This is a genomic window from Pseudarthrobacter raffinosi, from assembly GCF_023913835.1.
Lineage (GTDB): Bacteria > Actinomycetota > Actinomycetes > Actinomycetales > Micrococcaceae > Arthrobacter > Arthrobacter raffinosi.
In genome coordinates, this window is the sequence record NZ_JAMXBG010000004.1 from 226076 (window position 1) to 250379 (window position 24304).

General features: G+C 64.1%; 21 protein-coding genes. 11 read left to right on the forward strand and 10 right to left on the reverse strand.

Annotated features, from left to right (window positions below):
• The first annotated feature begins 1 nt into the window (after position 1).
• From NG697_RS06020 to NG697_RS06030, 3 genes are all read left to right on the forward strand, one after another.
• Complete coding sequence (locus NG697_RS06020) at positions 2–2911, forward strand: DEAD/DEAH box helicase (protein WP_252598831.1); 2910 nt, start codon at positions 2–4, stop codon at positions 2909–2911.
• 63 nt (positions 2912–2974) lie between these two features.
• On the forward strand, positions 2975–4630 hold the full coding sequence (locus NG697_RS06025; RefSeq protein WP_252598832.1) for an amidohydrolase: 1656 nt from the start codon (positions 2975–2977) through the stop codon (positions 4628–4630).
• A 117-nt stretch (positions 4631–4747) separates the two neighbouring features.
• Positions 4748–5491 carry a polyprenol monophosphomannose synthase gene (locus NG697_RS06030; protein ID WP_104061495.1) on the forward strand — a complete coding sequence of 248 codons (744 nt, stop codon included), beginning with the start codon at positions 4748–4750 and terminating at the stop codon, positions 5489–5491.
• A gap of 140 nt (positions 5492–5631) precedes the next feature.
• Here NG697_RS06030 and NG697_RS06035 read toward each other — a convergent pair whose 3' ends face one another.
• From NG697_RS06035 to NG697_RS06050, 4 genes are all read right to left on the reverse strand, one after another.
• Positions 5632–5979: an RNA polymerase-binding protein RbpA gene (locus tag NG697_RS06035; RefSeq protein WP_003802221.1), complete on the reverse strand. Its 348-nt coding sequence runs from the start codon at positions 5977–5979 to the stop codon at positions 5632–5634.
• A gap of 248 nt (positions 5980–6227) precedes the next feature.
• Complete coding sequence (locus NG697_RS06040) at positions 6228–7178, reverse strand: SPFH domain-containing protein (protein WP_252598833.1); 951 nt, start codon at positions 7176–7178, stop codon at positions 6228–6230.
• Positions 7179–7210: 32 nt separating this feature from the next.
• Positions 7211–7675, reverse strand: coding sequence for an NfeD family protein (locus NG697_RS06045; protein ID WP_104060872.1), 465 nt, complete (start codon positions 7673–7675; stop codon positions 7211–7213).
• Positions 7676–7777: 102 nt separating this feature from the next.
• Complete coding sequence (locus tag NG697_RS06050) at positions 7778–8665, reverse strand: methyltransferase domain-containing protein (RefSeq protein ID WP_252598834.1); 888 nt, start codon at positions 8663–8665, stop codon at positions 7778–7780.
• Positions 8666–8765: 100 nt separating this feature from the next.
• On the opposite strand from NG697_RS06050, the gene NG697_RS06055 reads away from it, so the two are divergent.
• Positions 8766–10763 carry a S9 family peptidase gene (locus tag NG697_RS06055; RefSeq protein ID WP_252598835.1) on the forward strand — a complete coding sequence of 666 codons (1998 nt, stop codon included), beginning with the start codon at positions 8766–8768 and terminating at the stop codon, positions 10761–10763.
• Between the two features lie 20 nt (positions 10764–10783).
• Here NG697_RS06055 and NG697_RS06060 read toward each other — a convergent pair whose 3' ends face one another.
• Positions 10784–11449: a peptide deformylase gene (locus tag NG697_RS06060; RefSeq protein WP_252598836.1), complete on the reverse strand. Its 666-nt coding sequence runs from the start codon at positions 11447–11449 to the stop codon at positions 10784–10786.
• 59 nt (positions 11450–11508) lie between these two features.
• On the opposite strand from NG697_RS06060, the gene NG697_RS06065 reads away from it, so the two are divergent.
• Positions 11509–11928 carry a nuclear transport factor 2 family protein gene (locus NG697_RS06065; protein WP_252598837.1) on the forward strand — a complete coding sequence of 140 codons (420 nt, stop codon included), beginning with the start codon at positions 11509–11511 and terminating at the stop codon, positions 11926–11928.
• Positions 11929–11941: 13 nt separating this feature from the next.
• Here the strand turns inward: NG697_RS06065 and NG697_RS06070 are convergent, their stop codons facing one another.
• From NG697_RS06070 to NG697_RS06085, 4 genes are read right to left on the reverse strand one after another with little or no spacing between them, the layout of a single operon-like run.
• The gene (locus NG697_RS06070; RefSeq protein ID WP_252598838.1) at positions 11942–13084 is read right to left on the reverse strand and encodes an FAD-dependent oxidoreductase; all 1143 of its coding nucleotides are present in this window, start codon (positions 13082–13084) and stop codon (positions 11942–11944) included.
• On the reverse strand, positions 13077–13736 hold the full coding sequence (locus NG697_RS06075) for a class I SAM-dependent methyltransferase (RefSeq protein ID WP_252598928.1): 660 nt from the start codon (positions 13734–13736) through the stop codon (positions 13077–13079). The genes NG697_RS06070 and NG697_RS06075 overlap by 8 nt, the downstream gene beginning before the upstream one ends.
• Positions 13737–13781: 45 nt before the next feature.
• A complete protein-coding gene (locus NG697_RS06080) occupies positions 13782–14963 on the reverse strand; it encodes a type III polyketide synthase (RefSeq protein ID WP_252598839.1) in 1182 nt (393 codons plus the stop codon).
• Positions 14964–14990: 27 nt separating this feature from the next.
• Positions 14991–15209 carry a hypothetical protein gene (locus tag NG697_RS06085; RefSeq protein WP_252598840.1) on the reverse strand — a complete coding sequence of 73 codons (219 nt, stop codon included), beginning with the start codon at positions 15207–15209 and terminating at the stop codon, positions 14991–14993.
• Positions 15210–15707: 498 nt separating this feature from the next.
• Between NG697_RS06085 and NG697_RS06090 the strand changes: the two genes are divergently transcribed.
• The 4 genes from NG697_RS06090 (at position 15708) to NG697_RS06105 (ending at position 20093) form a co-directional block, all read left to right on the forward strand.
• On the forward strand, positions 15708–16838 hold the full coding sequence (locus tag NG697_RS06090; protein WP_252598841.1) for a tyrosine-type recombinase/integrase: 1131 nt from the start codon (positions 15708–15710) through the stop codon (positions 16836–16838).
• Positions 16835–17182: a helix-turn-helix domain-containing protein gene (locus NG697_RS06095; protein WP_252598842.1), complete on the forward strand. Its 348-nt coding sequence runs from the start codon at positions 16835–16837 to the stop codon at positions 17180–17182. The genes NG697_RS06090 and NG697_RS06095 overlap by 4 nt, the downstream gene beginning before the upstream one ends.
• Positions 17182–18630 (forward strand): site-specific integrase, encoded by a 1449-nt coding sequence (locus NG697_RS06100; RefSeq protein ID WP_252598843.1) that lies wholly within the window; start codon positions 17182–17184, stop codon positions 18628–18630. The genes NG697_RS06095 and NG697_RS06100 overlap by 1 nt, the downstream gene beginning before the upstream one ends.
• Before the next feature lie 65 nt (positions 18631–18695).
• Positions 18696–20093, forward strand: a complete 1398-nt coding sequence (locus NG697_RS06105) for a plasmid pRiA4b ORF-3 family protein (protein ID WP_252598844.1) — start codon at positions 18696–18698, stop codon at positions 20091–20093.
• Between the two features lie 353 nt (positions 20094–20446).
• Here the strand turns inward: NG697_RS06105 and NG697_RS06110 are convergent, their stop codons facing one another.
• Positions 20447–21343: a TIR domain-containing protein gene (locus NG697_RS06110; protein ID WP_252613762.1), complete on the reverse strand. Its 897-nt coding sequence runs from the start codon at positions 21341–21343 to the stop codon at positions 20447–20449.
• A 515-nt stretch (positions 21344–21858) separates the two neighbouring features.
• Between NG697_RS06110 and NG697_RS06115 the strand changes: the two genes are divergently transcribed.
• Both NG697_RS06115 and NG697_RS06120 read left to right on the forward strand, forming a co-directional pair.
• Entirely contained in the window at positions 21859–23064 is a 1206-nt protein-coding gene (locus tag NG697_RS06115) for an HIRAN domain-containing protein (protein ID WP_252613763.1), read from the forward strand.
• Between the two features lie 146 nt (positions 23065–23210).
• Entirely contained in the window at positions 23211–23774 is a 564-nt protein-coding gene (locus NG697_RS06120) for a recombinase family protein (protein WP_252613764.1), read from the forward strand.
• Positions 23775–24304: the final 530 nt, after the last annotated feature.

Here is a 24304-nt window from a genome sequence, read left to right on the forward strand (position 1 = left end):
CATGTCCTCTATTTCCGGGCCACTCTCGCCCTCTGAAAGCTACCGGGCCAGCGCGGAACGCACGGCCGAAGCGGGCACCTACCTCGGCGGGTTTGTCCGCACCCTTGATTTTGAACTTGACGAATTCCAGCGCCTCGCCTGCCGGTCCCTCCAGGACGGCAAGGGAGTGCTGGTGGCTGCCCCCACTGGTGCCGGTAAAACCATCGTGGGCGAATTTGCCATCTATCTCGCTTTGCAACGAAACCTCAAGGCCTTCTACACCACCCCGATCAAGGCTCTGAGCAACCAAAAATTTACGGAACTCTCCGAAAAGTACGGGGCGGAAAACGTCGGTCTACTTACCGGCGACACCAGCATCAATGGCGACGCCCCCGTGGTGGTCATGACCACGGAAGTCCTCCGGAACATGCTCTACGCGGACTCGGACACCCTGGATGACCTCGGCTTTGTGGTCATGGACGAAGTCCACTACCTCGCGGACCGCTTCCGTGGTGCCGTCTGGGAGGAAGTCATCATCCACCTCCCCAGCGAAGTCCAGGTAGCCTCCCTCAGCGCCACGGTTTCCAACGCAGAAGAATTCGGTGCCTGGCTGGATACCGTGCGCGGCGACACCGACATCATTGTCTCCGAGCACCGCCCGGTTCCCCTGTGGCAGCACGTTATGGTGGGCCGGGACATCGTGGACCTGTTCGCCGGAGAAACCACCTTCGACGAAATCGCGCCGCCCGCGGATGCGGAGACCGGAGCTCCACTACCGGTCCAGGAGCGGCTCACCGCGGCCACCAAGGACGCGGACGGGCCGGGGTTCGAGGTCAATCCGGACCTGCTCAAAATGGCCCGCAGCGAAGGCCAGCAAAGTTTCGCCGGACGCTTCGGCCACGGCGGACGGAGCCAGCGCCGGCAGCACCGGCAACGGACAGAGGACCGCCCCCGGCAGGGAGCCCAGCCCGGCGCCGTCCGGAAGGCCAGCCGTCCCCAAGTGATTGCCAGCCTGGACCGGCAGGACCTGCTGCCCGCCATCACGTTTATCTTCTCGCGGGCAGGCTGCGATGCCGCCGTTGCCCAATGTGTCTCGTCCGGACTCTGGCTGACCACGGAGAAGGAGCAGCAGATCATTGCGCAGCGCGTTGACGAGGCCGGGCAGGACATCCCGTCAGAGGATCTGGACGTCCTCGGCTTCTGGACGTGGCGGGATGGCCTGCTGCGTGGTTTCGCGGCCCACCATGCCGGCATGCTTCCCACCTTCAAGGAAGTAGTGGAGAAGCTATTCGTCGAGGGCCTGGTCAAGGCTGTGTTCGCCACCGAAACGCTGGCCCTGGGCGTCAACATGCCGGCCCGCTCCGTGGTCCTGGAGAAGCTCGACAAGTTCAATGGCGAAGCCCACGTGGACATCACCGCGGGGGAGTACACTCAGCTGACCGGCCGCGCGGGCCGCCGCGGCATCGACATCGAAGGCCATGCCGTTGTCCTGTGGCAGCCGGGCACGGACCCTGCTGCTGTTGCCGGCCTCGCCTCGCGGCGTACGTATCCGCTGAACTCAAGCTTCCGGCCGACGTACAACATGAGCATCAACCTGTTGGCGCAGTTTGGCCGCGCACGTGCGCGGGAAATCCTTGAATCCTCCTTCGCGCAGTTCCAGGCTGACCGGTCCGTTGTCGGACTTGCCAAGCAGGTGCGCAGCCGCGAAGAGTCCCTCGCGGGATACGCAAAATCCATGACCTGCCACCTCGGAGACTTCACCGAGTATGCCCGGTTGCGCCGTGAACTGTCCGACGCCGAGAATGTCACCTCCCGCAGCAAGTCCCGGGCTCATAAGTCGCTGAATGAAGACTCCCTGGCGCGGCTGATGCCCGGCGACGTGGTGGACGTCCCGGGCGGGCGGGCGCCCGGACCGGCGATTGTGCTCAGCTCGGACCACAGCGGCAGGGAGCCGCGGCCTGCCATCCTGACGCTCGACAACCAGCTCAGGCGAATCGGCACCGAGGACCTTGAGGGCCCCATCGCGCCCCTGACACGGATCCGCATTCCGAAGTCGTTCAACGCAAAGGTCCCGAAATCCCGGCGTGACCTCGCATCGTCGGCCAGGAATGCACTGCGCGAGAACCGCCCGCCTGCCCCCGGCCGCAGCACCGATTTTGGCATGGGGTCCGTTTTGCCCCATCAGGAGAAACGCATCACGGAGCTTCGCCGGGCGCTCCGGGCCCACCCCTGCCACGGCTGCAGCGAGCGTGAAGACCACGCGCGCTGGTCAGAGCGTTGGTGGAAGCTGCGCCGGGAGACGGATGCCCTGGTCCGGCAGATCCAGGGCCGGACCAACACCATTGCCAAGACCTTCGATCGCGTCTGCGATGTCCTTTCCGCCTACGGCTACCTGGAAGCGGGAGCTGACGGGCGCCTGGCCATCAGCCCGGACGGCCATCGGCTCCGCCGGATCTACGGCGAGAAGGACCTGCTGATTTCGCAAGCACTGCGGCTGGGCGCGCTCAACGACCTGGACGCCGTCGAAGTAGCGGCCCTGGCCAGCGTCCTGGTCTACCAGGCCAAACGCGAGGACAGGGGCCTCCGCCCCCGGATGCCCAGCGTCTCGCTTGAATCGTCCGTGGATGTGGTGGTCCGGGAATGGTCGGCCCTGGAGGACGTGGAAGAGGCGAACAAACTTCCGCTGACTGCCGAACCGGAACTCGGTCTTGTCTGGCCGATGTACAAATGGGCCAAGGGACGCCACCTCCAGGAAGTGCTTAACGGCACGGACCTGGCGGCGGGCGACTTCGTCCGTTGGGTCAAACAGGTCATCGACCTCCTGGACCAGCTCGCCAAGATTCCCGGCCTGGATCCGCGCGTCTCCAGGCTTTGCGCAGAAGCAATATCACTCATCCGCCGCGGCGTCGTGGCCTACTCTTCCGTACTTTGATGTCCCGGCTCTGATGCACCGGCAGCCTGCCTTCTTCCCCCTAGCCCCAGGAGCTTCGCCCGCATGACCACTGAACGTTCCACCACGCCCGCGCCGCACGAGCGGAAGGTGGTCCTGTACCGCAACGGCTCGGTCTACACAGCAGCAGACCCCTTTGCCACCGCCATGCTCGTTGACGGCGACACCGTTGCCTGGGTCGGCTCCGAGCAGGCGGCATCCTCCATCGCCGACAGTTCCATGGAGATCATCGACCTCCATGGAGCCCTCGTAGCGCCGGGGTTTGTTGACTCCCACGTCCACCTCACGGAAACCGGCATCGCACTGGGTTCCCTCCAGCTGGGCGGGATCCGTTCCGCCCGGCAATTACTCGATGCCGTGGCCGCAGCCAAAGGCGACGGCCCCCTGCTGGGTCATGGCTGGGATGAATCCACGTGGGAGGACCCGGCCCTGCCGGCGCCCGAGGAGCTTGAGCAGGCCGCCGGCGGCAGGCCCGTGTTCCTGGCCAGGGTGGATGCGCATTCGGCGTTGGTCTCTTCCTCCTTGGCTGCCGCCGCCGGGCTTGGCGGGCTGGACGGCTACAGCGCGGGTCCACAAGTGAAGCAGGCCGCCCATACAGCGGCCCGCCAGGAAGCACGGCGGCTCCCGGAGGCCAGCCTCTTGGCCTACCAGCGGCGCGCCCTGACCGAAGCGGCCGAAAACGGTTATGTGGCACTGGCGGAGATGGCCGCGCCGCATATCGGCGGAGTTTCCGACCTCCGCCTTGCCGCCGCGTGGAACACGGCGGCCGGAGAGGCCATGCCGGAAATCCTGCCGTACTGGGGCGAACTGGCCACCTCCGAGGAGCAGGCCCGGGCACTGCTGGACGAACTGGGCGTATCCGTGCGCGGCCTGGCAGGCGACCTGAACATTGACGGTTCCCTCGGCTCCAGGACAGCGGCACTGAGGGCCGGCTACAGCGACGCGGCGGGGGAGCGGGGCAGCCTCTACCTCTCGGCAGAGCAGGCCGGCGCCCACCTGGCGGCCTGCTCGCTGCTGGGCATCCAGGGCGGCTTCCACGTCATCGGCGACGCGGGACTTGATGCCGCGCTGGAGGCACTGGAACTCGCGGCCGCCGAAGTGGGAGAACAACGGATCCGTGCAGCCGGCCACCGCTTCGAACATGTGGAAGTCGCAGACCCCAAATCAGTGCAACAGCTGGCCCGCTACTCCGTCACCGTCAGCGCCCAGCCACGCTTCGACGCTGACTGGGGGAACGAAGGCGGCATGTATGAGCAGCGCCTGGGGAGCCGGAGCCGCTCCATGAACCCGTTTGCCTCGTTCTATGCTGCCGGTGTTCCCATCTGCTTCGGCAGCGACAGCCCGGTGACACCGCTGCGCCCGTGGTCCAGCGTGCGAGCCTGCCTGGAACACCACAACCACGCTGAACGGATCTCGGCCCGCGCAGCGTTCCTCGGCCACACCCGCGCGGGGTGGCGGGCAGCAAAGCACCACAACCCGATGGCCGGGCAACTGGTTCCCGGCGCACCAGCCAGTTTCGCTGTTTGGGATGCTGAGGAGCTCATGGTCCAGGTGGCGGACGGCCGCGTCCAGTCCTGGAGCACGGATCCGCGTGCCCGCACGCCCCTTCTCCCGGCACTTGATAACGGCGTGGACCCGGTGTGCCTGCAGACCGTGAAGGACGGCGTGGAGCTGCATTCGAGTCCGGCACTGCGCTCCTGACCGGACACACCGGCCAGCGCCCCCATAAAGCGCCCTATAATAGGTAGTTGCGCCTGACCGCCAGCTACTCCGCTACGGTTCAGCCGCTCCGACTGCTCCCGTCCAGGAAGGCCCTTTGTGCGCGTCCTCACCATCATTCCTACTTACAACGAGCTGGAATCGCTGCCCAAGACTCTTCAACGCCTCCGCGCAGCCGTACCGGCCTCGGACGTACTGGTGGTGGACGACAACAGCCCGGACGGCACCGGTCAGCTTGCGGACGGCTTTGCCGCCGAGGATGCACAGGTTCACGTCCTGCACCGCAAAGGCAAGGCTGGCCTGGGAGCCGCCTACATTGCCGGGTTCAAATGGGGACTCGAGGCAGGCTACGACGTCCTGGTGGAAATGGATGCGGACGGCTCACACCAGCCCGAACAGCTTCCCCAGCTGCTGGAAGCCGTTGAACAGGGCGCGGACCTTGCCATGGGATCCCGCTGGGTTCCCGGTGGCAGCGTGGTCAACTGGCCGCTGTACCGGCAGGCGATTTCACGCACTGGCAGCACGTACGCCCGGCTGATGCTGGGCCTGAAGATCAAGGACGTCACCGGCGGCTACCGCGCCTTCCGGCGGACCACGCTGGAAAAACTGAACCTCGACCTTGTCGATTCAGTCGGCTACGGCTTCCAGGTTGACTTGGCGTGGCGTGTAGCCAAGCTGGGCCTCAGGATCGAGGAACGCCCCATTACGTTCGTGGAGCGCGAGCTCGGAGCGTCAAAGATGAGCGGCAACATTGTTGTTGAGGCCATGGTCAACGTCACCAGGTGGGGCCTGCAGGCACGCTGGAACAAGCTCACAGGCAAGAAGGATCCGGCACAGGGCTGACCTGCAACGCCGTTAGGACAAAAGATAAGGGCCGGGCCGGCAACGTGATCACGTTGCCGGCCCGGCCCTTTCTTAATCGTTCAGATCGCGTCAATCGGTGACGCTATGACCTCGGTGGGAGGCCGTGACCGCCGCTGGGGTCAGGCGCTGCGCCGTTCGCCACGGCGTTCGCGCAGGATGGTCAGCCGGTCCTCGAGGATCTGCTCCAGCTCCGGAAGGGAACGGCGCTCGAGAAGCATGTCCCAGTGCGTACGGACAGCCTTTTCGTTGCTGGTGTCCGGACGTTCGCCATCAACGAGGAGCGCTTCCTTGCCGGTCTTGGAGACCCACACAGGAGGAATTTCAGCCTCTGAAGAGAACGTCACGAAGACCTGCTCGCCGTCCTCGCACCGGTATTCGACGCGCTGGCGCGGAGCCGGCTCAACGCCGGACTCGGTCTCCATGCTCTGCGCGCCAAGACGCATACCCCGCAGGCTGCGATCGCTCATGTTTTCTCCCTCTGGTCGGTTCGCGGAGCAGGACTCCACGCAAGCCGGAACGGCATAACCGCCCCGGACTACTCTGTGCACTGTGCTGCATCATAAGATTCAACGCATTGCGAAGCTTTCTTGTTCCAGCGGATCTGGTCCGACCGGACAAATACTCAATTATACCGGCGTGGGGCCTAGCCGCAAAACGGGAGGGGACCCGCAACCAAGCGCGAATCCCCTCCCGCCCCGTATGGGGCAAATCCGTGTCAGGACCCAGGCTGTTTAGCGGGTTCCTCGTCGAACAGCCCGCCGCCGCTGGCGGTCGGATCAGGATTGGTACCGCCGAGCGCCTGGCCGATGCCCTTAAGTGCCTCGCCAATTTCGCTGGGAATGATCCACAGCTTGTTTGATGATCCCTCTGCGATTTTCGGAAGCGTCTGCAGGTACTGGTAGGCCAGGAGCTTCTGGTCGGGGTTGCCCTTGTGGATGGCGTCAAAGACCTTCTGGATGGCCTGTGCCTCACCGTCTGCGCGGAGGATGGCCGCCTTGGCGTCGCCCTCAGCCGCAAGGATCGATGCTTGCCGCTGGCCCTCGGCCGTCAGGATGGCAGACTGCTTGGTGCCTTCGGCCGTGAGGATCGCAGCGCGGCGGTCTCGCTCGGCCCGCATCTGCTTCTCCATGGAGTCCTGGATCGAGTGGGGCGGGTCAATGGCCTTGAGCTCCACGCGCGAGACCCGGATGCCCCAGCGGCCGGTTGCCTCGTCCAAGACACCGCGCAGCTGGCCGTTGATCTGGTCGCGGGATGTGAGCGCCTCTTCCAGGTTCAGGCCGCCCACAACGTTACGCAGGGTGGTAGTGGTGAGCTGCTCCACTGCCTGGATGTAATTGGCAATCTCATAGGTGGCTGCGCGCGGATCAGTGACCTGGAAGTACACCACAGTGTCGATGGACACCACCAGGTTGTCTTCGGTGATGACCGGCTGCGGTGGAAAGGACACCACCTGCTCCCTCAGGTCCAGGAGCGGCAGGAGCCGGTCCACAAACGGGATCAGGATGGTGAGTCCCGGGTTAAGGGTCCGCTGGTACTTGCCGAGCCGTTCAACGACGCCGGCCCTCGCCTGCGGGATAATCCGCACTGAGCGGACCAAGACAATGATCACGAACACGATCAGGACCACCAGCACAATGGCCAGGGCGGCTCCTCCTGCGTTATCCATACGACTCCTATTCCCCAATTGTTAGGCTGTACTTAGGACTGAGTGGCCTGCTCCGGCTGGGCGGAAACAACAGCCGTGGCCCCGTCGATGGCGGAGACCACTGCCTTCTGTCCGGCAGGCAGGACGCCGCCGGAGGACCGGGCGCTCCAGACATCGCCCCCGATCTTGACGAGGCCGCCGGTGGAGCTGACTGCTTCCATCACCAGGGCCTGCTCGCCGATGAGCCGGTCAATGTTGGTGCGCTGGTCGGCGGGTCCCTTTTTCAGGTGGCTTAGTGCCACCGGGCGGACAAAGGCGATCATCAGCAGTGAGACGACGCAGAACACCACAATCTGCAGCCACAGGTCAGCGCCGGCAAAATCTGCGACGAGCGCGGCAAGTGTTCCGCCGCCGAGCATGATGAAGAACAGGTCAAGGGTGATCATTTCGATCACTGCGAACGCGAGGAAGGCGGTGAGCCACAGGGCCCACCAGTTTTCGCCGAGCCATTCAAACATTCCGTCCCCCTTGACCATTCGGTAGCTGTCTATCTATCCTAGTCCGCCGGAAAGCAGGACGGCAGGTTGCGTGAAGGGCAGCGGTTGAACGTGGCCACGTCGTTACGGTGCGGACGGTGCCGGACGGAAGACCGTGATCCGGAATCGTGCCTCCACCTGGGTCGACACCCCGCTGCTCCCGATTTTGGCGGCAATGGCCGTGCGGTCCAGGTGGTGCCCGGCCGGACCCATGAAGGCCAGGTCAGCCAGCTCGCTGGCCGTCAGCATCATCAGGATATCCAGGTCCCGGGTGGACTCGGCGGCGAAGTGCGGCGAGAGGGAATCTGCCAGCCGCGCGTCCTTGCCGTCCTCGATGGACAGCATCCCTGCCTGGGCGGCTACGGCGGCCAGGTGTCCGGCGCGCGGCGTCACCACCACCAGCCTTCCGCCGGGGCGGAGGACCCTGGCGAATTCGGCGGCGTTGCGGGGAGCGAAGATCACCGTGATGGCGTCGACGGCGGCGTCGGCCACCGGGAGCGGCTGCCACACATCGCAGGCAAGGCTGATTGCCTCGGGGTTGAGGCGCGCGGCGCGACGGAGCGCGAACTTGGAGATGTCGAGCGCGACGGCGGCGTAGCTGGCCGTGCGCCGCTGCACCTCATCCAGCACCACCCTGAGATAGTGGCCGGTCCCCGTACCCGAATCGAGGACCATGAATGGTTCGCCCGGGGTTATCCCGGGCACGACGGCGGCCGCGACGGCGTCTGCCAGGGGGCGGTAATGCCCGCCGTCGAGGAAAGCGAACCGGGCCGCCACCATCTCTGCGGTGTCGGCTTCAAAGACTGTCCCCTTGCCCACCAGCAGGTTGAAATAGCCCTGCTTCGCCGCGTCGAAGCCGTGCCCGGATCCGCAGACCAAGGCCTTGTGGGCCGCGTCACCCGGCCCGACCCGGACATCCAGTGCGGCGCCGCACACGGGGCAGCGCAGCGGAGGGCGGGGGCTTGATGGCATACGGACCATCTTAGGGCGGGGAGCGGGCCGGCGCGGAGCCCGCGCGAGTGGTCCGGCCGCATGTTCGCGTGGGGGAAAGCCGCACGTTAGGCTCACGTGGGTGAAGCCAGAACACCTCCCGCTGCTCAATTCCGTCTCCGCGCCGGCCGTTCACCCGGACGGCAGCCGCGCTGTTGTGTCGGTGACCAGGCCGGATTTCACTGCTGACTCCTACGTGGGCCAGCTGTGGAACATCCCGTTGAACCAGGAGCAGCTGCCGCGACGAATAACCAGGGGCTTCCGGGACACCGGCCCTGCCTTCTCTCCTGATGGACTGGTCCTCGCCTTCCTCCGGACGGGCGGACCGTCGTCGAAAGCGCAGCTCGTCGTGGTTGAGGCCGGCGGCGGTGAACCCCAGGTCATTACCGACAGGCTGCTCGGAGTGGAATCCTTCGCCTGGTCTCCTGATTCGCACCGGATAGTTTTCAGCTCCCGCGAGCCCGAGACCGGACGGTACGGCAGCAGCGAAGCCATCACCGCGGAGGCGGAGGCCCCACGGCTGATCTCCTCCTACCAGTACAGGCTGAACAGCGTTGGCTACACGCGCGACAAGCCGCAGCAGCTGTTCATCGTGGACGTCCCGGAACTCGGCGGCGAACCGCTGGCGCCGCCTGCGGCTCCGTCGCTGCCGGAAGCCCGGCAGCTGACGTCGCTCGCCACGGACGCCAGCTCCGGATTTTTCAGTGCAGACGGATCAGCCGTCTACTTTGTGGCAGCACCGCCGGAGAACGACGACGACTTGGCCACCTTGATCTACAGGGTGCCGGTCTCCGGCGGCGACCCCCTCCCGGTGGATAAGGGAGTAGCCGCACCTCAAACCGTCTCGGAAGTCCGGCAGTCCCGGGACGGCAAATGGCTGTTCTACATTGCCCGGGACCTGGGCGGCTCGGGCCGGGACTTCGTGGCACGGAACGCCGTGCTGTACTGCGTAGCGGCCGACGGCGGCATGCCGATTGCGCTGACCGACCCAGAGTTGATGGACGTTGCGGCGCCGGGTGCCCGGATTGAGCTCCGCGGCCCGGACCACGCCCTGGTCCTGAACAACGCGCAAGGCTCGGTTGAGCTCCTTGAGCTGGGGGCGGCGGGCGGGCATGCCCTGCTGGTGCACGGCGACAAGGTGGTGACGGGCGCTGCCTGGGCGGGTGGTTCGCTGCTCGTCGTATTCAGCGATCCGTCTACTCACGGGGACCTCGGAGTGCTCGACGACGGGCAGCTGCGGCTGCTGACAGACTTTTCGGCCGTTCTGCGGACACAGACGGACATTGTGGTTCCACAGGAGCTGACGTTTGAGGCGCCCGATGGCTATCCCGTCCATGGCTGGCTCGTCAGGCCTGCGGGCAAGGGTCCGCACCCGGTCCTGCTGAACATCCATGGCGGGCCGTTTGCCCAGTTCACCGTTGCCCTGTTCGACGAAGCCCAGGTGTACGCGGCTGCGGGCTATGCCGTGCTGATGTGCAATCCGCGCGGCTCCGCCGGCTACGGCCGGGAGCACGGGCTGGCCATCAAGGGCCGCCTTGGCACCGACGACATGGAGGATGTCCTCGCGTTCCTGGACGGGGCGCTGGCCAAATTTCCGGCGCTGGACGCGGGCCGGCTGGGCATCATGGGCGGCTCGTACGGCGGATACCTGACCGCCTCGACCATCGCGCACCACCACAGGTTCCAGGGTGCCATTGTGGAGCGCGGATTCCTGGACCCGGTCAGTTTCGAGGGCTCGGCCGACATTGGCTGGTACTTCGGCAACGAGTATCTCGGCAGCTCAACGGTGGAGGTCGCCGCGCAAAGCCCGTTCGAGCACGTGGGCAACGTGCAGACCCCGACGCTGGTCATCCACAGCGAAAACGATCTCAGGTGTCCGCTGGAGCAGGGCCAGCGGTATTTCACGGCCCTGAAGCGGCGGGGTGTGGAAGCCCAGCTGCTGGTGTTCCCGGGCGAGGACCATGAACTTTCCCGGTCAGGCAGGCCGCAGCACCGGCGTCAGAGATTCGAGCACATCCTGCGCTGGTGGGCCCGGTTCCTCCCGACCGACGCAAATCCGGCAGACGCACCGCCGGAGTGACGCGGAGGCGTGCAGGCGCGTCAGGGGTTCTCGGGCAGGAATCCCAGGGCCGCACGGGCCTTTCCGATCCCCGGCTCGGCCCAGTTGGCGGCGTACTCGGCGTTGGAGCTCAAGGACCTCAACTCGGCGCGGTCAACGTAGAGGGTGCCATGGAGGTGATCGGTTTCGTGCTGCACAATTCTCGCCTGCCAGCCCTCGAATTCCCGTTCCGACGCCAGGCCTCCGGGGGTATCGAACCGGAGCAGCACCCGCTCTGGCCGTACTACCACTGCCTGCAGGCCGGTCAGTGAGAGGCACCCCTCGAAGAACGCGGCGCTTTCCGTTCCGACGGCCGTGTAGTGCGGGTTGATGATGGTGAGGAACTCCAGCGGGCTGCGGTGCCGCAGCGCAGCGGCCTCGGGGTCGACGTCGTACTGGTCCTCAAGGACTGCCAGCTGCAGCGGGATTCCGAGTTGCGGGGCGGCCAACCCCACACCAGGGGCTTCGTGCATCACGTCGCGCATGAGGGCAATCAACTGGTCCAGCTCGGCGGCGCTGATCTGGCCGTCGAAGGACGCGGCCCGCTGGCGGAGTACGGGATTCCCGGCCTGGACGATGGGCGGCAGCGATCCCGCAGACAGGATTTCCTGCACCCGTTCCCTCAGGTGCGCAGGAGTGAATGAAGTAGTCGGTGATACAGGGGTCATGCGGAAAGCCTAGCGGCGGACGCCGCAGGGCGTCGGCCGCGTCGGCTAATGTCGATGCCATGGCTGAACTGATTGCGTCCGAACCCAACGCACTGGAACTTGTCCTGGACTTTATCCGGACCCTGGAAGCCGGCGGTGACGGCGGGGCCATCGGCCGTTTCCTCGCTGCGGACATCGTGTTGGTCGAGGCGCCGCATCTGCTCGCGGCTGAAGGCTCCACGCGGACGCGGGACCAGGCGATGGCTGGCCTCGATCAAAGCGGCGAAGTAGTGGCGGACCAGAAGTTCGGGATCCGCCGCACTACCTGCGAAGGCGGTCGGGTTGTGGTGGAGGCCGACTGGTCGGCGCGGACGCTGATGGACCTGCGGTACTGGGATGCCGGGGAGACCATCCGCGCCCGGACGTCGTCGGTGTTTGAAGTCCGGGACGGCCTGATCATCAGCCAGGACAGTTACGACTGCTACTTCGTGAATTCCTGACCCGGTGCGGGGGTTACTGCATGGTGAACCGGCGGGCCACCAGCCTGTTGGCCGCCGGAATGCCGGACACCGCGCTGACTGCGTGGTTCCTCAACGCCAGGAGCGGCCGCCCCAACGGGCGCCCCAGCGTCATATTCACTTCGGACTGCCATCGCGCTACCGAGGCGGCCTTGCGACGCCGGGCGGAATAGGCGTGCAGGCGCTGGCCAACCGGTTTCCCCGCCAGGGCATCACAGATGATCGGCGCGAGTTCCGCCGCGTCCAGCCAGCCAAGGTTCATGCCCTGGCCGCCGATGGGGCTTATTTCATGGGCAGCATCACCGATCAGGACGGCCCGCCCCGAGACTGATCGGCACGCCACCGTGGAGCGCGGGCTGAAGCTACTGAGCATGGTGTTGGTGGCCGGGTCCGGCCGGATCCCCGTGCGGTGGTGGACCATCCGTGCGAGTTCGACGGCGTCCGGGACCGGTTCGGGCCGGGGAACCCTCACTACCCAGCGGCGGAGTCCGCCCGGCAGCGGAAAGGATTCCACTATCCCTTCGGCTTCGAGGTACAGGACGGCTTCGTTCAGGTTTTTGCCGGTACCTTCGAAATCACCCATCACATAATGGTCGGGATAGGTTCGGGACGTGGCCGGGATGCCCAGCAGGCTGCGCATCAGGGACCGCGAGCCGTCGGCGGCGACCACAAGGCGTGAGGTGATCCGGGTGCCGGCACCGCCTGTCTTGGTGGCGGCAGCACGGACGGTGACCAGTCCGCCGTCGTCCGCTATTCCCGTCACCCTGGCGCCCCTGACGAGCGCCGCACCGTCGAGTTCGTGTACACGCTGCTCCAGCAGGGATTCCGTTGTGACCTGGGCGAGCGACAGGACAAACGGGAAGCGCTCCGAGACCGACGCGAAAGACATTGACCCTACGGTCTTAGCGCCGCTGACTGCAATGCCGCCGCGGATCTGCACGCCGGCATCAACCATGGCGCTGGCCACCGCTGCCCTGTCCAGCGCCGCGAGGGCCGGGGGATGGATGCCGATGGCCCGCGAGTGGTGTTCCCGGTGGAGACGCTGTTCAAGGACCTGGACCGCGACGCCTTCCTGAAGCAGCAGGGCGGCGAGATACAGACCCACGGGTCCGCCGCCGACGATCACCACGTCAGCCATCGGGATGGTCCGGACCGTGCATGAGGACCTGATGGAAAGGGGAATGGCGCGCCACCTGCCAGCCGGGGGGAGCGGCGGCGGTGAGTTCCGCCGGGGTGTAGCTGCGCCTGATCGAGGTCAGGCCGTCCGCTCGGATGAACGAGCCGCGGAAGGGGAGGGCGGCCAGGGAGAAAAGTGCGTAGGCTGCGATGTTCCGGCGGAGGTCGTTGTGCAGGGAAATCCGGCGCCCCAGGGCTTGCGAATCTGCCAGGAGCTGAGCCAGGTCCGCTGGTTGGAGGTGGTGGATGACGTGGTTCGAGATGACGACGTCGAACCGGCGGCCTTCGCGGACCATGTCGGCACTGTCCGCCTGGCGGAACCGGACTGAGACGTGGTGGGGGCGGCGTAACGAGTAGCTGTATGCCCTGGCGTCCGGGTCAATGCCGGTGACCTCGAGCAGCAGTTTGTCCCGGGCGGACCAGAGGGCGAGCTGGCGTGCCAGGTCCCCGCCGCCGCATCCTATGTCGAGGAGCGTGGTTTCAGTGTCGTGGGAGAGGAGAGGGCGAAGCTCGCGGCGGTACAGCTGCCGCCAGCCGGAGAAGAGCCGGTTCACCAGTCCGAATTGCCGGTACGTGAGCTCGAGTTTGGTGGGATCACAGTCCGGCAGATCCATCATTTCCACTGCGTCGGCAGCCCTTTGCCGCATCAGGGACACAGGTCAGACCAGTGACGAGGCCGCCTCTGGCTGCACCGCCCGATTCCCGGTGGCTGCCTGGCGGAGTTTCGTGAAGAGCCCGGTCTCCACCGTGAGTCCGGGGCCGAACGCCATGGAGCAGATGCGTTCCTCACCCTCCACCGGCGGCTGCTCCAGGATGTGCCTGAGGACAAACAGCACGGTGGCGCTGCTCATGTTGCCGTAGTCCCGCAACGTATCCCGTGCCGGAACGAGTTGCTCGTCGGTGAGTTCAAGGCGCGTCTGGACCTTGTCAAGGATGCTCCGGCCGCCGGGGTGGATGGCCCAATGGCGGATGTCCCGGTAGGGGAGTCCACGCAGCGAGGGATCCCTTGTCAGCAGCGGTGCCAGGGCGCCGATGATGTGATCGTCGATGATGTGGGGGACGTAGTTGCCCAGCACCATTTCGAAGCCATGGTCGCCGATGTTCCAGGCCATGGATTCCTCGCCCACCGGCGTAAGGACGGTTTCGAAGTGGTCCAGTTGCATCAGCGCAGGTGCGTCCGGATCGTTCCGGGCCGTAACGATGGCTGCCGCCGCGCCGTCGGCGAACAGCGCCGAACCCATGATGGTGTCGGGATCGTTCGAGGTCCGCACGTGCAGGGAGCACAGCTCGGCACAGACCACCAGGACAACGGCCTGCGGATCTGCTTCGCAGAACGACTTGGCGGCCCGCAGTGCTGGAAAGGCGGCATAGCAGCCCATGAATCCGAGGTGATAACGCTGGACGGCAGGGTCCAGCCCCAACGCACGGACGATCTTATAGTCAGGACCGGGGTTGAAGAATCCTGTGCAGGAGACGGTAATGACGTGGGTTATGTCAAGCAAGGACAGATCCGGGCAGGCGCCCACGGCAGCCCGGGCGGACTCGACGAAAAGTTTGGTGACCTCCCGTGCGAAGAACTCGTTGCGCACCTTGGTGGTGGGGTTCAGGAGCAGGCCCGTAGATGGATCAAAGAACTGCGGATCGTCCGAACGGAACGCCATGGTCATTTCTTCGACGGCGGTATGGCGCGTATCGATGGCGGCTGAATCGAAGCAGGTACTCACCAGCCGCGAGCCCAACCTGGTCAGGCCCGGCTGGGCTGCAAAAACGTCCCGGGCTTCGGTCTGGACCAGCACGGTGGGCGGAACAGCAGTTTCGAGTGAACGCACGTAGACCGTCATTGGTTCATTCTTGGCGAGCACACGGGATTAGACAATGGCCGGGCTGGCCGGGGAGCCGTTTCCTGTGCCGCCGGCCGGTGTTCCGGACACAAAAGCGGGGGCCGGCGAATTGTCCGCCAGCTTGTCGGGCTGGGTGCTGGAGCTGGCTTCAACGCCGGCGTTGGCCAGCCCCGATGACTGAGCGGATGAGGTTGGTACGCCGGTTACGGCGCCATACGCCGAGGTGGCGAGTAGAACCGTGAGCATGCCGGCAGCAGCAGATTTTTTCTGCGCATGCGCCGACCGGTGACTTCAACGGTGCCTTGCTCGGCGCGGAACAGGCCAATCACTGGCGTGTCATTCCATGAGGCATGGATCTTGGGTTTGGGTCAAGGACGACCAGCCGGACCTGACGTGCGTCAACATCCAACGGAAGCCCCGGAGTTGCCCGCACAACGTCGGCTTAATGCAGGCCACTCTCCGCTCTCAGATCACGCCGATAATATACATTATGTAAAGTTGAATCCGGCGAATCGCATCTGGTGCGAATTCGACGGACTTTGATACCGCTGCCCCGCCGACAACCGGCGACACCTGGGATTCCTTATGTTTTCGGCTCTTAGAGGGTCGACGGCAACACGTTACCGGAGCTAGATCAGCGTGACGTGGCGGACTGCGCGAATGAAAAATCCCCGCCGTTACAAGCCGTTTTGCCATGGACTCGCATAATATGCGAAAGTATCGCGTGTTATGCGAGGACAACATGTGACCAGACAGCCAGGGCCGGCGGGAACGGCCGGGCAGCAGATCGCCCGGGATGTGGCGTTGTTTAACCCTGCCGAGCAGGTGTTCCAGGCGATGCTGGACGGGTGGCGCAATCAGCAGTTGAGCCGGAACCTTGCCTTCACGACGATCGCCCGGCGCGAGCAGGTCATCCAGCGTTTCCGCTCGTTTACCGGTGAGGATCCGTGGTCCTGGACCGTGGGCGATGTCGATGAGTTCTTCATGGAGCTGCGTGCCGTCCGCTCCGCGAGCCATTCGACGCTGCTGGCGTACCAGAACGCGCTTCGCCTGTTCCTGGGCTATCTGACCCATCCGGCCTACGGCTGGGAGCAGGAATGCATGGAGCGGTTCGGCACCCACCCGGTTCAGGTCTGCCATGAGTGGAACACCGCCGCGCATGTCCAGGAAGCATCTGCCCGCCCGCGCAAGCGACCGCTGACCCGGGACGAGCTGCAGGACCTTTTCGACTACGCCGATGACCGGGTCGATCACGCCCGCAAGCAGGGGCGCAAGGGCTGGATCTCGGCGTTCCGCATCGCCACGGCCATCAAAGTCGCCTACGCTTGGGGCCTGCGGCGCAACGAGGTGCGCATGCTCGAACTGACCGACTTCGGGACCAACCCGCACGCGCCCGAGTTCGGCGGATACGGCGTTCTTTACGTCCGGCACGGCAAGGCGATGCGCGGTTCACCTCCCAAGCGCCGCAGCGTCCTGACGGTCCCCCACACCGGCTGGGCCGTGGACTGCCTGAGGCAATGGATCGAGGAGGTCCGGCCGACCGGAGCCGGTGAGGAACAGGCGTCCCTTTGGCCGACCGAGCGCAGCGGCAGGGTCAGCGCCGATTCACTGACCCGGGAATTCACCCTGCTACGGACCGGACTCGGGCTCGCGGACGGCATCGATTTTCACTCCCTGCGCCGCTCCTACGTCACCCACCTGATCGAGGACGGCTACGACGCCCTGTTCGTCCAGCAACAGGTCGGACACGAACACTCCTCCACCACCGCCCTCTACACCGGCGTTTCCTCCGATTACCGCACCCGGACACTGCGGGCGGCCATGACCAAGATGGCCGCAGAAGCCACCGGCACCGACCAGAGGAAGACGCCATGAAAAAGCACATCGAATACTCCTGGCGGCTGCGCGAAATCATGGCCGCACGCGGACTGTTCAACATCTCCGACCTCATCCCCCTGCTCGTCGAACGCGGTATCGAACTCTCCCCCTCGCAGATCTACCGGCTCGTGGGACAAAAACCCGAACGCATGTCCATGACTCTGCTCGGCGCACTCTGCGATGCCCTCAACTGCACGGTCGAGGACCTATGCCACTTCCACACCGTTGCCACAGCCCAGCGCAAGAGCGCCGTGAACGGTCCTTCATCGAACGGCACGAAAGTGGTTGACCTGAACACGGCGATCAGGCCCAAACGCGCCCGCGTCCGTCCCGCCGAGTAATGCTGACCCCTGACGAGAAGCTCTGCGCCCGCTGCCGGAAACCGGCCGCCAGGCTTGGGGCGAAATGGCCGGAGGGGCGGGTCTGCCGGCTCTGTTACCAGCGCGCGGCCCGAACTCACGGGACCTGCCCGGGCTGCGGCACCGACCGGCTCCTGCCGGGCCTGGACGGCACGGGATCCCCGGTCTGTGTCGACTGCGCAGGCATCCCGGCCGACTTCCACTGCACCCAATGTTCAGCCGAGGAAGAACCCTACCGGGCCCGGCGCTGCGCCCGCTGCTGCCTGCGCGACCACCTGGCGGAACTCCTCGACGATGGCACCGGCACAGTGTCTGAACCCCTCAAGCCCCTGCACGAGGGAATCTGCGCCCAGCCGCATCCCCGCAGCGCGCTGACCTGGCTGCGCAACCCGGACGTCCGCGATCTGCTGTCCTCCATCGCCACCGGCGCCCGCCCACTGGCCCACACCACCTTCGATGACCACCGGTCACCGCGCACCGCCATGCACCTGCGGGAACTCTTTATCGAGCACGGACTGCTGGGTCCGATCGACCGGAACCTGCTGCACTTCGCGACCTGGCTGGACCGGATCCTGGCAGAGCTCACGGACCCGGATCACCACGCCCTCATCAAACAGTTCGCCACCTGGCACCACCTGCGCCGGATGCGCCAGCTCTCCGCCGCCGGAGAACTGAACTGGGGCACCGCCCGCGCAGCCAAACAGGATATCTCCGTAGCCAGGGACTTCCTCCGGCATCTCTCAGAACGAGGGAAACTGCCCTCCCAATGCCGGCAGGCGGACATCGACCACTGGCTCGCGACAGGACCGACAACGCGAAGCACCGCCAGAACCTTCGTGCGCTGGGCCGTCCGGAACAAGCATCTTTCCCGCGTCGAATTCCCCTACCGAAAAGCTGAAACCCGGCCCGTCCTGGACCAGAACGAACGACTCCGGCTGCTCCGCGAAACACTCGACAACCACCACATCCCGCTCCACCACCGCGCCGCAGCAGTCCTGCTGCTTCTCTACGCCCAGCCGCTGACACGCATTGCCGGCATGCGATGCGAGCAAATCACCCGCACCGACGACGGCGAAACCGTCATCGTCTTCGATGACCAGCCGGTCCCTGTCCCTCACCCCTTCGACGAAATCCTTCAAGAGCACCTCGCCGACCGGCCGAACATGAACACGGCCGCCAACCGCGCCTCGGCGTGGCTCTTTCCCGGATACCGGCCCGGCCAGCATCTTCATCCCGGTCATCTCATGAAGAAGTTGCGCGAAAGCGGCATCCACCTTCTGGGCGCCAGGAACGCCACGCTTCGCGCGCTCGTCCTGACGATGCCTCCTCCGGTTGCAGCCCAGGCTCTTGGCTACAGCACTCAAATCACCGAACAGCACGCCAAGCAAGCTGGCAACACCTGGGCCACCTACGCCTCTTACCGGCGATAGCACAGCGGATATCGCGGGCCCGGTCAGTGGCCTCGCCCAAACACTGGGGCTGGCAGGATAGTGCTGTGACGATACGCGCTGCAGAGGGAGATCCAGGGTCGATGTTGCTGCGGGTGAAAGTCTCGATCGTGGGCAGCGAGCCGGCCATCTGGCGGCGCCTCGAGATCGACCCTTCCCTGACCCTGGACAGGGTGCATGAGGTCCTCCAAACGGCCGTTGGCTGGCGGGATTTACACCTGCATTCCTTCACCGACACCGATCCCTATGTTCGTCTGCGCGCCGTCAACGGGATCGTGCGCGAACCACGTCGCTGGGTCTCCCTGGGCCTGCTGGAGGACAGTGACGATGACCTCCCGGAGACGGCCTGGACCCTGGGCCAGATCCTCACCCCGGAGTCCGGTCCCCTGTTCTATGAATATGACTTCGGAGACGGCTGGATCCACCGCCTCGAACTCACCGGAAGCCTCCCCGCCCCGGCCAACACCCCAAGGGCGCGGCTCCTGGACGGGGAGAGGCGGGCGCCGCTGGAAGATTCCGGCGGCATCGGTGGCTACCACGACCTCCTCGACGCCCTCGCAGACCCCGGCCACGAAGAACACAAAGACCTGAAGGCATGGGTCGCCTGGACAGCCGGGCCATGGCAGGAATTCCACCCGGAACAACTGGACATCAATGCCGTGAACAACGAGCTCGCCCTGCTGTTCCCTGCTCCCTCTGCCAACGAACACGGCCCCGGAAGCGAGTCACTGACCCAGGAACTCACGAACCGGATGCCTCCCGGGCTACGACGCGAATTCCGTTCATACCTTCACGCCGCCGACCTCGACGGCCCCGCAACGGTCGAAGCAGACGTCGCCGAGGCGATGACCGCCCCCTATCTCTGGCTCACCCGCCGCATCGGGCCTGACGGTCTATCCCTCACCGCTGCCGGCTGGCTACCGCCGACCGTGGTCCGCCAGGCAATGACCGAGCTCGGCTGGGCCAAGGACTGGATCGGCAAAGCCAACCGCGAGGACCAGACCCTGCCCGTCCTTCAGCTGCGCGAAAGCGCTCAACGACTCGGCCTCATCCGCAAAATCAAAGGCAAACTAGTCCTCACATCCGCCGCCAAACGGCTGCTCGATGATCCCGCAGGGCTTTGGCTCTTCCTCGCACGATCCATCGCCCATCGGCACCGCCATGACTCCGAGCGCGACGCGGCGCTGTTACTCCTGCTCGAAGTCGCGGCAGGGAAAAGAACCAGCTGGGCCGACTACCTTGAAGCCGTCTCCTTCGGTCTCGGTGCGCTCGGTTGGAGCACCCGCACCGGAGCCCAACTGGAACCGAACACCGTCCAAGCACTCCTCGTCGATGCCCACGAGGTCCTGCTGAACCTCGGCATCTTCGACGACCGTTTCGGGCTCAAAGCAAACACCGTCAAGGCGCCAGGGCAAGCCTTCGCCCGCACAGCACTTCGCTCATAACCACTCACAACCAGCAAATCAACGACCCCGCGGCGACCCACATCCTCCGAGGCTAAATCCGCCATCGACGCAATGGCATTCGCCGGTTCCGAATACGCCGGCTCACCAGTAGTCGTGGAAAGGGCCTCCCCTGACGGCTCTNTCCGCCTCCTAAGGTGACGCGATCTCAAGATAGATGTCCTTTCTCAATTTAGTTGGCCATTTTCGCAACTTACCTGGCCACCTACGGATTTCTGGGGTTTGTCTCAGTTAATCTGGCCACCATGGATGCTGTTAGCCCNCGTGGAAAGGGCCTCCCCTGACGGCTCTGTTCCGCCGCCTTTCGGGACACGGCGAGGGGCGGGCAAATCAGCTCAAGCTTGATGCCCAACTTCTGCCATCGGCAGGTCCTGGCTCAGCGGTCCACCCGGCGAGGTGATGTACTGATCTTTCCACGCGGGGTCTATTATGACGAGATTCTTGCCATTGTCCCCAAATTGATCCCTGTAATAGTGCTGTATCGCCTTCTTCTCCAACTCGCTCAAAGGCGTAGAAGAATCAAGTACATCGGTTAATTCGTTTAATGCTCTGAAGGCGAAGTTTGCGGGTCGACCGCGAAGGACCCCGTACACCTTGGTTGTAAACGACTGCCCCTTGTACCTATCGCCCGCCGTAGTCGGTGGTGGGTTGATAACGGGGACCGTTAGCGCCCTATCGAAATCTCGCACGACTGCCAGCAGCTCATCAATTTTCTCAGAAACGGTTCGTTCAGGGGGCTTCACCGCTGATTTAGCACGCGACTTTAGGCCTTCCAAGGCAGCAGCCAAACTGATCCATTCATTGTCTATGCGACCGTCGAGCGTCTCTTGACGAATCTTAGGGCCATATTCATTCAAGGATTTCATGAGCGACCTGAATCCTTCGATATCTGCCATCTTCATCTGGAAATTCTTGAACGGCCCAACGACTTGGTTCGTATCATCGAAGTTGAGCAGGAGAACGCCGAGCCGCTTCCGCCGGTCACCTACCTGGCGGGAAAGTGCACCAGCTTCATAGTTGAGCCACTGCTCCATCTGGTTCTCCTTTGAGACGCAAATGATCCCAAAGTCGGTGTCCGTGAGCTCTTCTTCGATTTGAGCCAACCATTGCTCTCCTGCGGGTATTTCTGGGCTGTAGAACGTAGTTACTGTGTCGAACAGCCTACCGACGACCTCGTTAAGGACGCCCGCGAATTCGCACGTGTTCTTAGACCAGCTGATAAAGACTTTCAAGGCTCTCCCGTTGCTCGAATACTTCGCCAAGAATATCAACCAAAACACCGTGCTTTTGTCCCTTTTATCCAGAAATTTCAGATCTTTGCCTTATGAGCTGCGCCCACCGGCACACCACCCCCTCCATGGCTGCGCAAAGGCCTCAGTCGTAGGTATATCGTGTGAAGAGCCGCATTGCGATGCGGGATCATGCCGTCGTGGGTACAGGTGGGTCATGCTCCATCGCTTCAGCGCATCCATGTTCTTGATCATGATCAGTGACTGGTAGCCACATGGAGCGGGCAATATTGGACTAAATGCCTTCTGCAGTCTTTCGGCACCCAGCCTCATTCCCATCAGCTATTCTCAAGGTCAGGTCATGCGGCCTGGTCGGCTTCGCGGCGATTCCTGCGCAGGGCCAAGCACCAGCATTTATGTACCGATGCATTTGCCCGGTTCTGCGGCGACCCGCGGCGCCGATAGTCGGGCGCCTTGAAATACACCGGAAGAATGTCCAAAAACAAGATGGGGGCGAAGTGGAGAAGTACAACCTGCCAGGAAAAGACAGCTGGCACAATTTTGATGTTGTTGGCGAAGCCTATCGAGAAGCACAGGTTACGGCCGCGCTTGGCCGCCGCCCGCGGCTGGACGAGGAGATCGAAGATGTCTTTGAGGCCCTTCTCGTGCCGGAGCCGGACAACCCCCATGACGCTAATGCTGTCTCCGTGAGAGTGAACGGACACGTGATTGGCTACCTGGACCGGGAAGCTGCGCAGGTGTACCGACCGATCTTCCACCGCATCGCTGCCAGCGGGATGGTCGCGACAACCACCGCCAGGATCTGGGCTGTCGTTCGAGAATCCTGGGAAGATGAACAACGGGCACGGTTTTTTTCAAACGTCCGCATCTACTTGCCAGAGCCCCATCAGATTCTTCCGCTTAACAACCACTCCCCGGCGAACGTGGCAGTCCTCCCTTGGGGCGGTGCGCTACAGGTCACCGGCGAAGACAGCCACTTCAGCCACCTCTTCAACTACCTTCCAAAAAACGGCGAAGGGCTTGTTATCCTGACGATGCACAGGCTCATTCAGAGCCTGAAGAACGGCACCGAAAAGCACCTCGTCGAGGTCCGTCTCGACGGCGAACGGGTGGGGCAACTGACCTCTGCGACCTCAAACCACTACCTGCCAACCGTCGCCCACGCCGCAGACATTGGGAAGGAATTGGGAATCTGGGCCAAGATCAAAGGTTCCGGGCTCGCAGCCGAACTAGTCGTCCAGGGCGCCAGAGCGACGGAACTTAACGACGAGTGGCTCAATACGATGCCGACCTTCCCTCCACTCAAACCGGAGGCCGCAGTCTACAATGTGCCGCCGGCCTTCACAGGAGATTTGCCGACACGCCGCGACCACAGGGCTACCCTGCCGGCTCCTGCTCTGCGATCAGCGCCTACCAACAGTCCATCTGCATCTCCGTCCGTGAACATAACCTCGAAGCCGCTCAAAGGGCATGTCATGGTCAACGAGAAAGACCGGCGATACAGCCCCCTTACGCACCGGTTAGCCGGAGTCGCGATGATCATTATCGCCGTCATCGTCGGCGCCATGCTCGGCGCGATCCCTTTAATTGGGCCAGTGCTTTTCATCGGGTTTCTGGCTCTGGGCATCATGGGGAACATCCGATCCCGCAAGATCGCAGCGGTCCTTGAGAAAGAACGGTCCATTCCCGAGTTGCGCCTTTGAGAACTGACGGACTTCTGTACTAAACCTGTGGCCACCTAAAGATCAGAATGCGGTTCACCCCAACTGACGTCACGTCTCCTACGTCTTGACACTTTTCCGAGAAGGCCTTACAACTCAATCTGACGGGTTGAGGGTTGGAGGCATCGGTGGTTGGTCAGCGGATCGGGTACGTGCGCGTGAGCACGCTGGACCAGAACGAGAAACGCCAGCTCGACGGCCAGGTTCTGGACCGGGTCTTCACGGACAAGGCCTCCGGCAGGGACACCGCCAGGCCACTCACGGAACTGCTGCGGTTCGCCCGCGACGGCGACACGGTGGTTGTGCACAGCATGGACCGGCTCGCCCGCAACCTCGATGACTTACGTGCGCTCGTCCAGGGCCTAACCCGCAAGGGCGCGCGTGTGGAGTTCGTTAAAGAGAGTCTGGTCTTCACCGGGGAGGACTCCCCCATGGCCAACCTCATGCTCTCTGTCATGGGCGCGTTCGCCGAATTCGAACGCTCCCTCATCAGGGAGCGGCAGAGGGAGGGCATCGCCCTGGCCAAGCAGCGCGGCGTCTACAAAGGGCGGAAAAAGACCCTTGCGCCGGAACGGGCCGCCGAGCTGGTCCAGCGCGCCGGCAGCGGTGTTCCGAAAGCCGTCCTTGCCCGTGATTACGGGATCAGCCGGGAGACGGTCTACCAGTACCTGCGCCACGCCAAACCGGCGTGAATTCCCCCCCCTGCTGTCCTGTCTCAATTTAGTTGGCCACGTTGACGTGGGAAAATGCCATCTAAATTGAGACAGGCCGGGTCGGAACCGTCTCAAATTAGTTGGCCAATCCGTATGGAACGCCCGGCCTCCTTGTCCTGCAAGGAGTGAGTTCCCGCGCGACGGAGCGAGGCCCAGCGTCGCCCGTCCAGGCGCGCCAGCACACGGGTCCCGTGCGTCATGTTCGAAGGCATCAACCTCAGCACGAGCAGCATCCATGGAGGCCACATTGACTGAGACAAACCCCAGAAACCCGTAGGTGGCCAGGTAAGTTGCAAAACTGGCCAACTGATATGTGGGAAGGATTGTCAAGGGGCAGTGATGAGCGGCTCCCAACTTCTTTGGTGGGGGCCGCTGGTTGGGGTGCCGTCCGGGTGTGGCGGTCGTGCTGGCGAGTCTTGTATTCGACTGGCAGTGTCAGACTGATATTCGCGGGTTGGGTTACCGCATGACGATTGTTCGGCTGGGGCTTATCGCTGTCTAGAATCGAG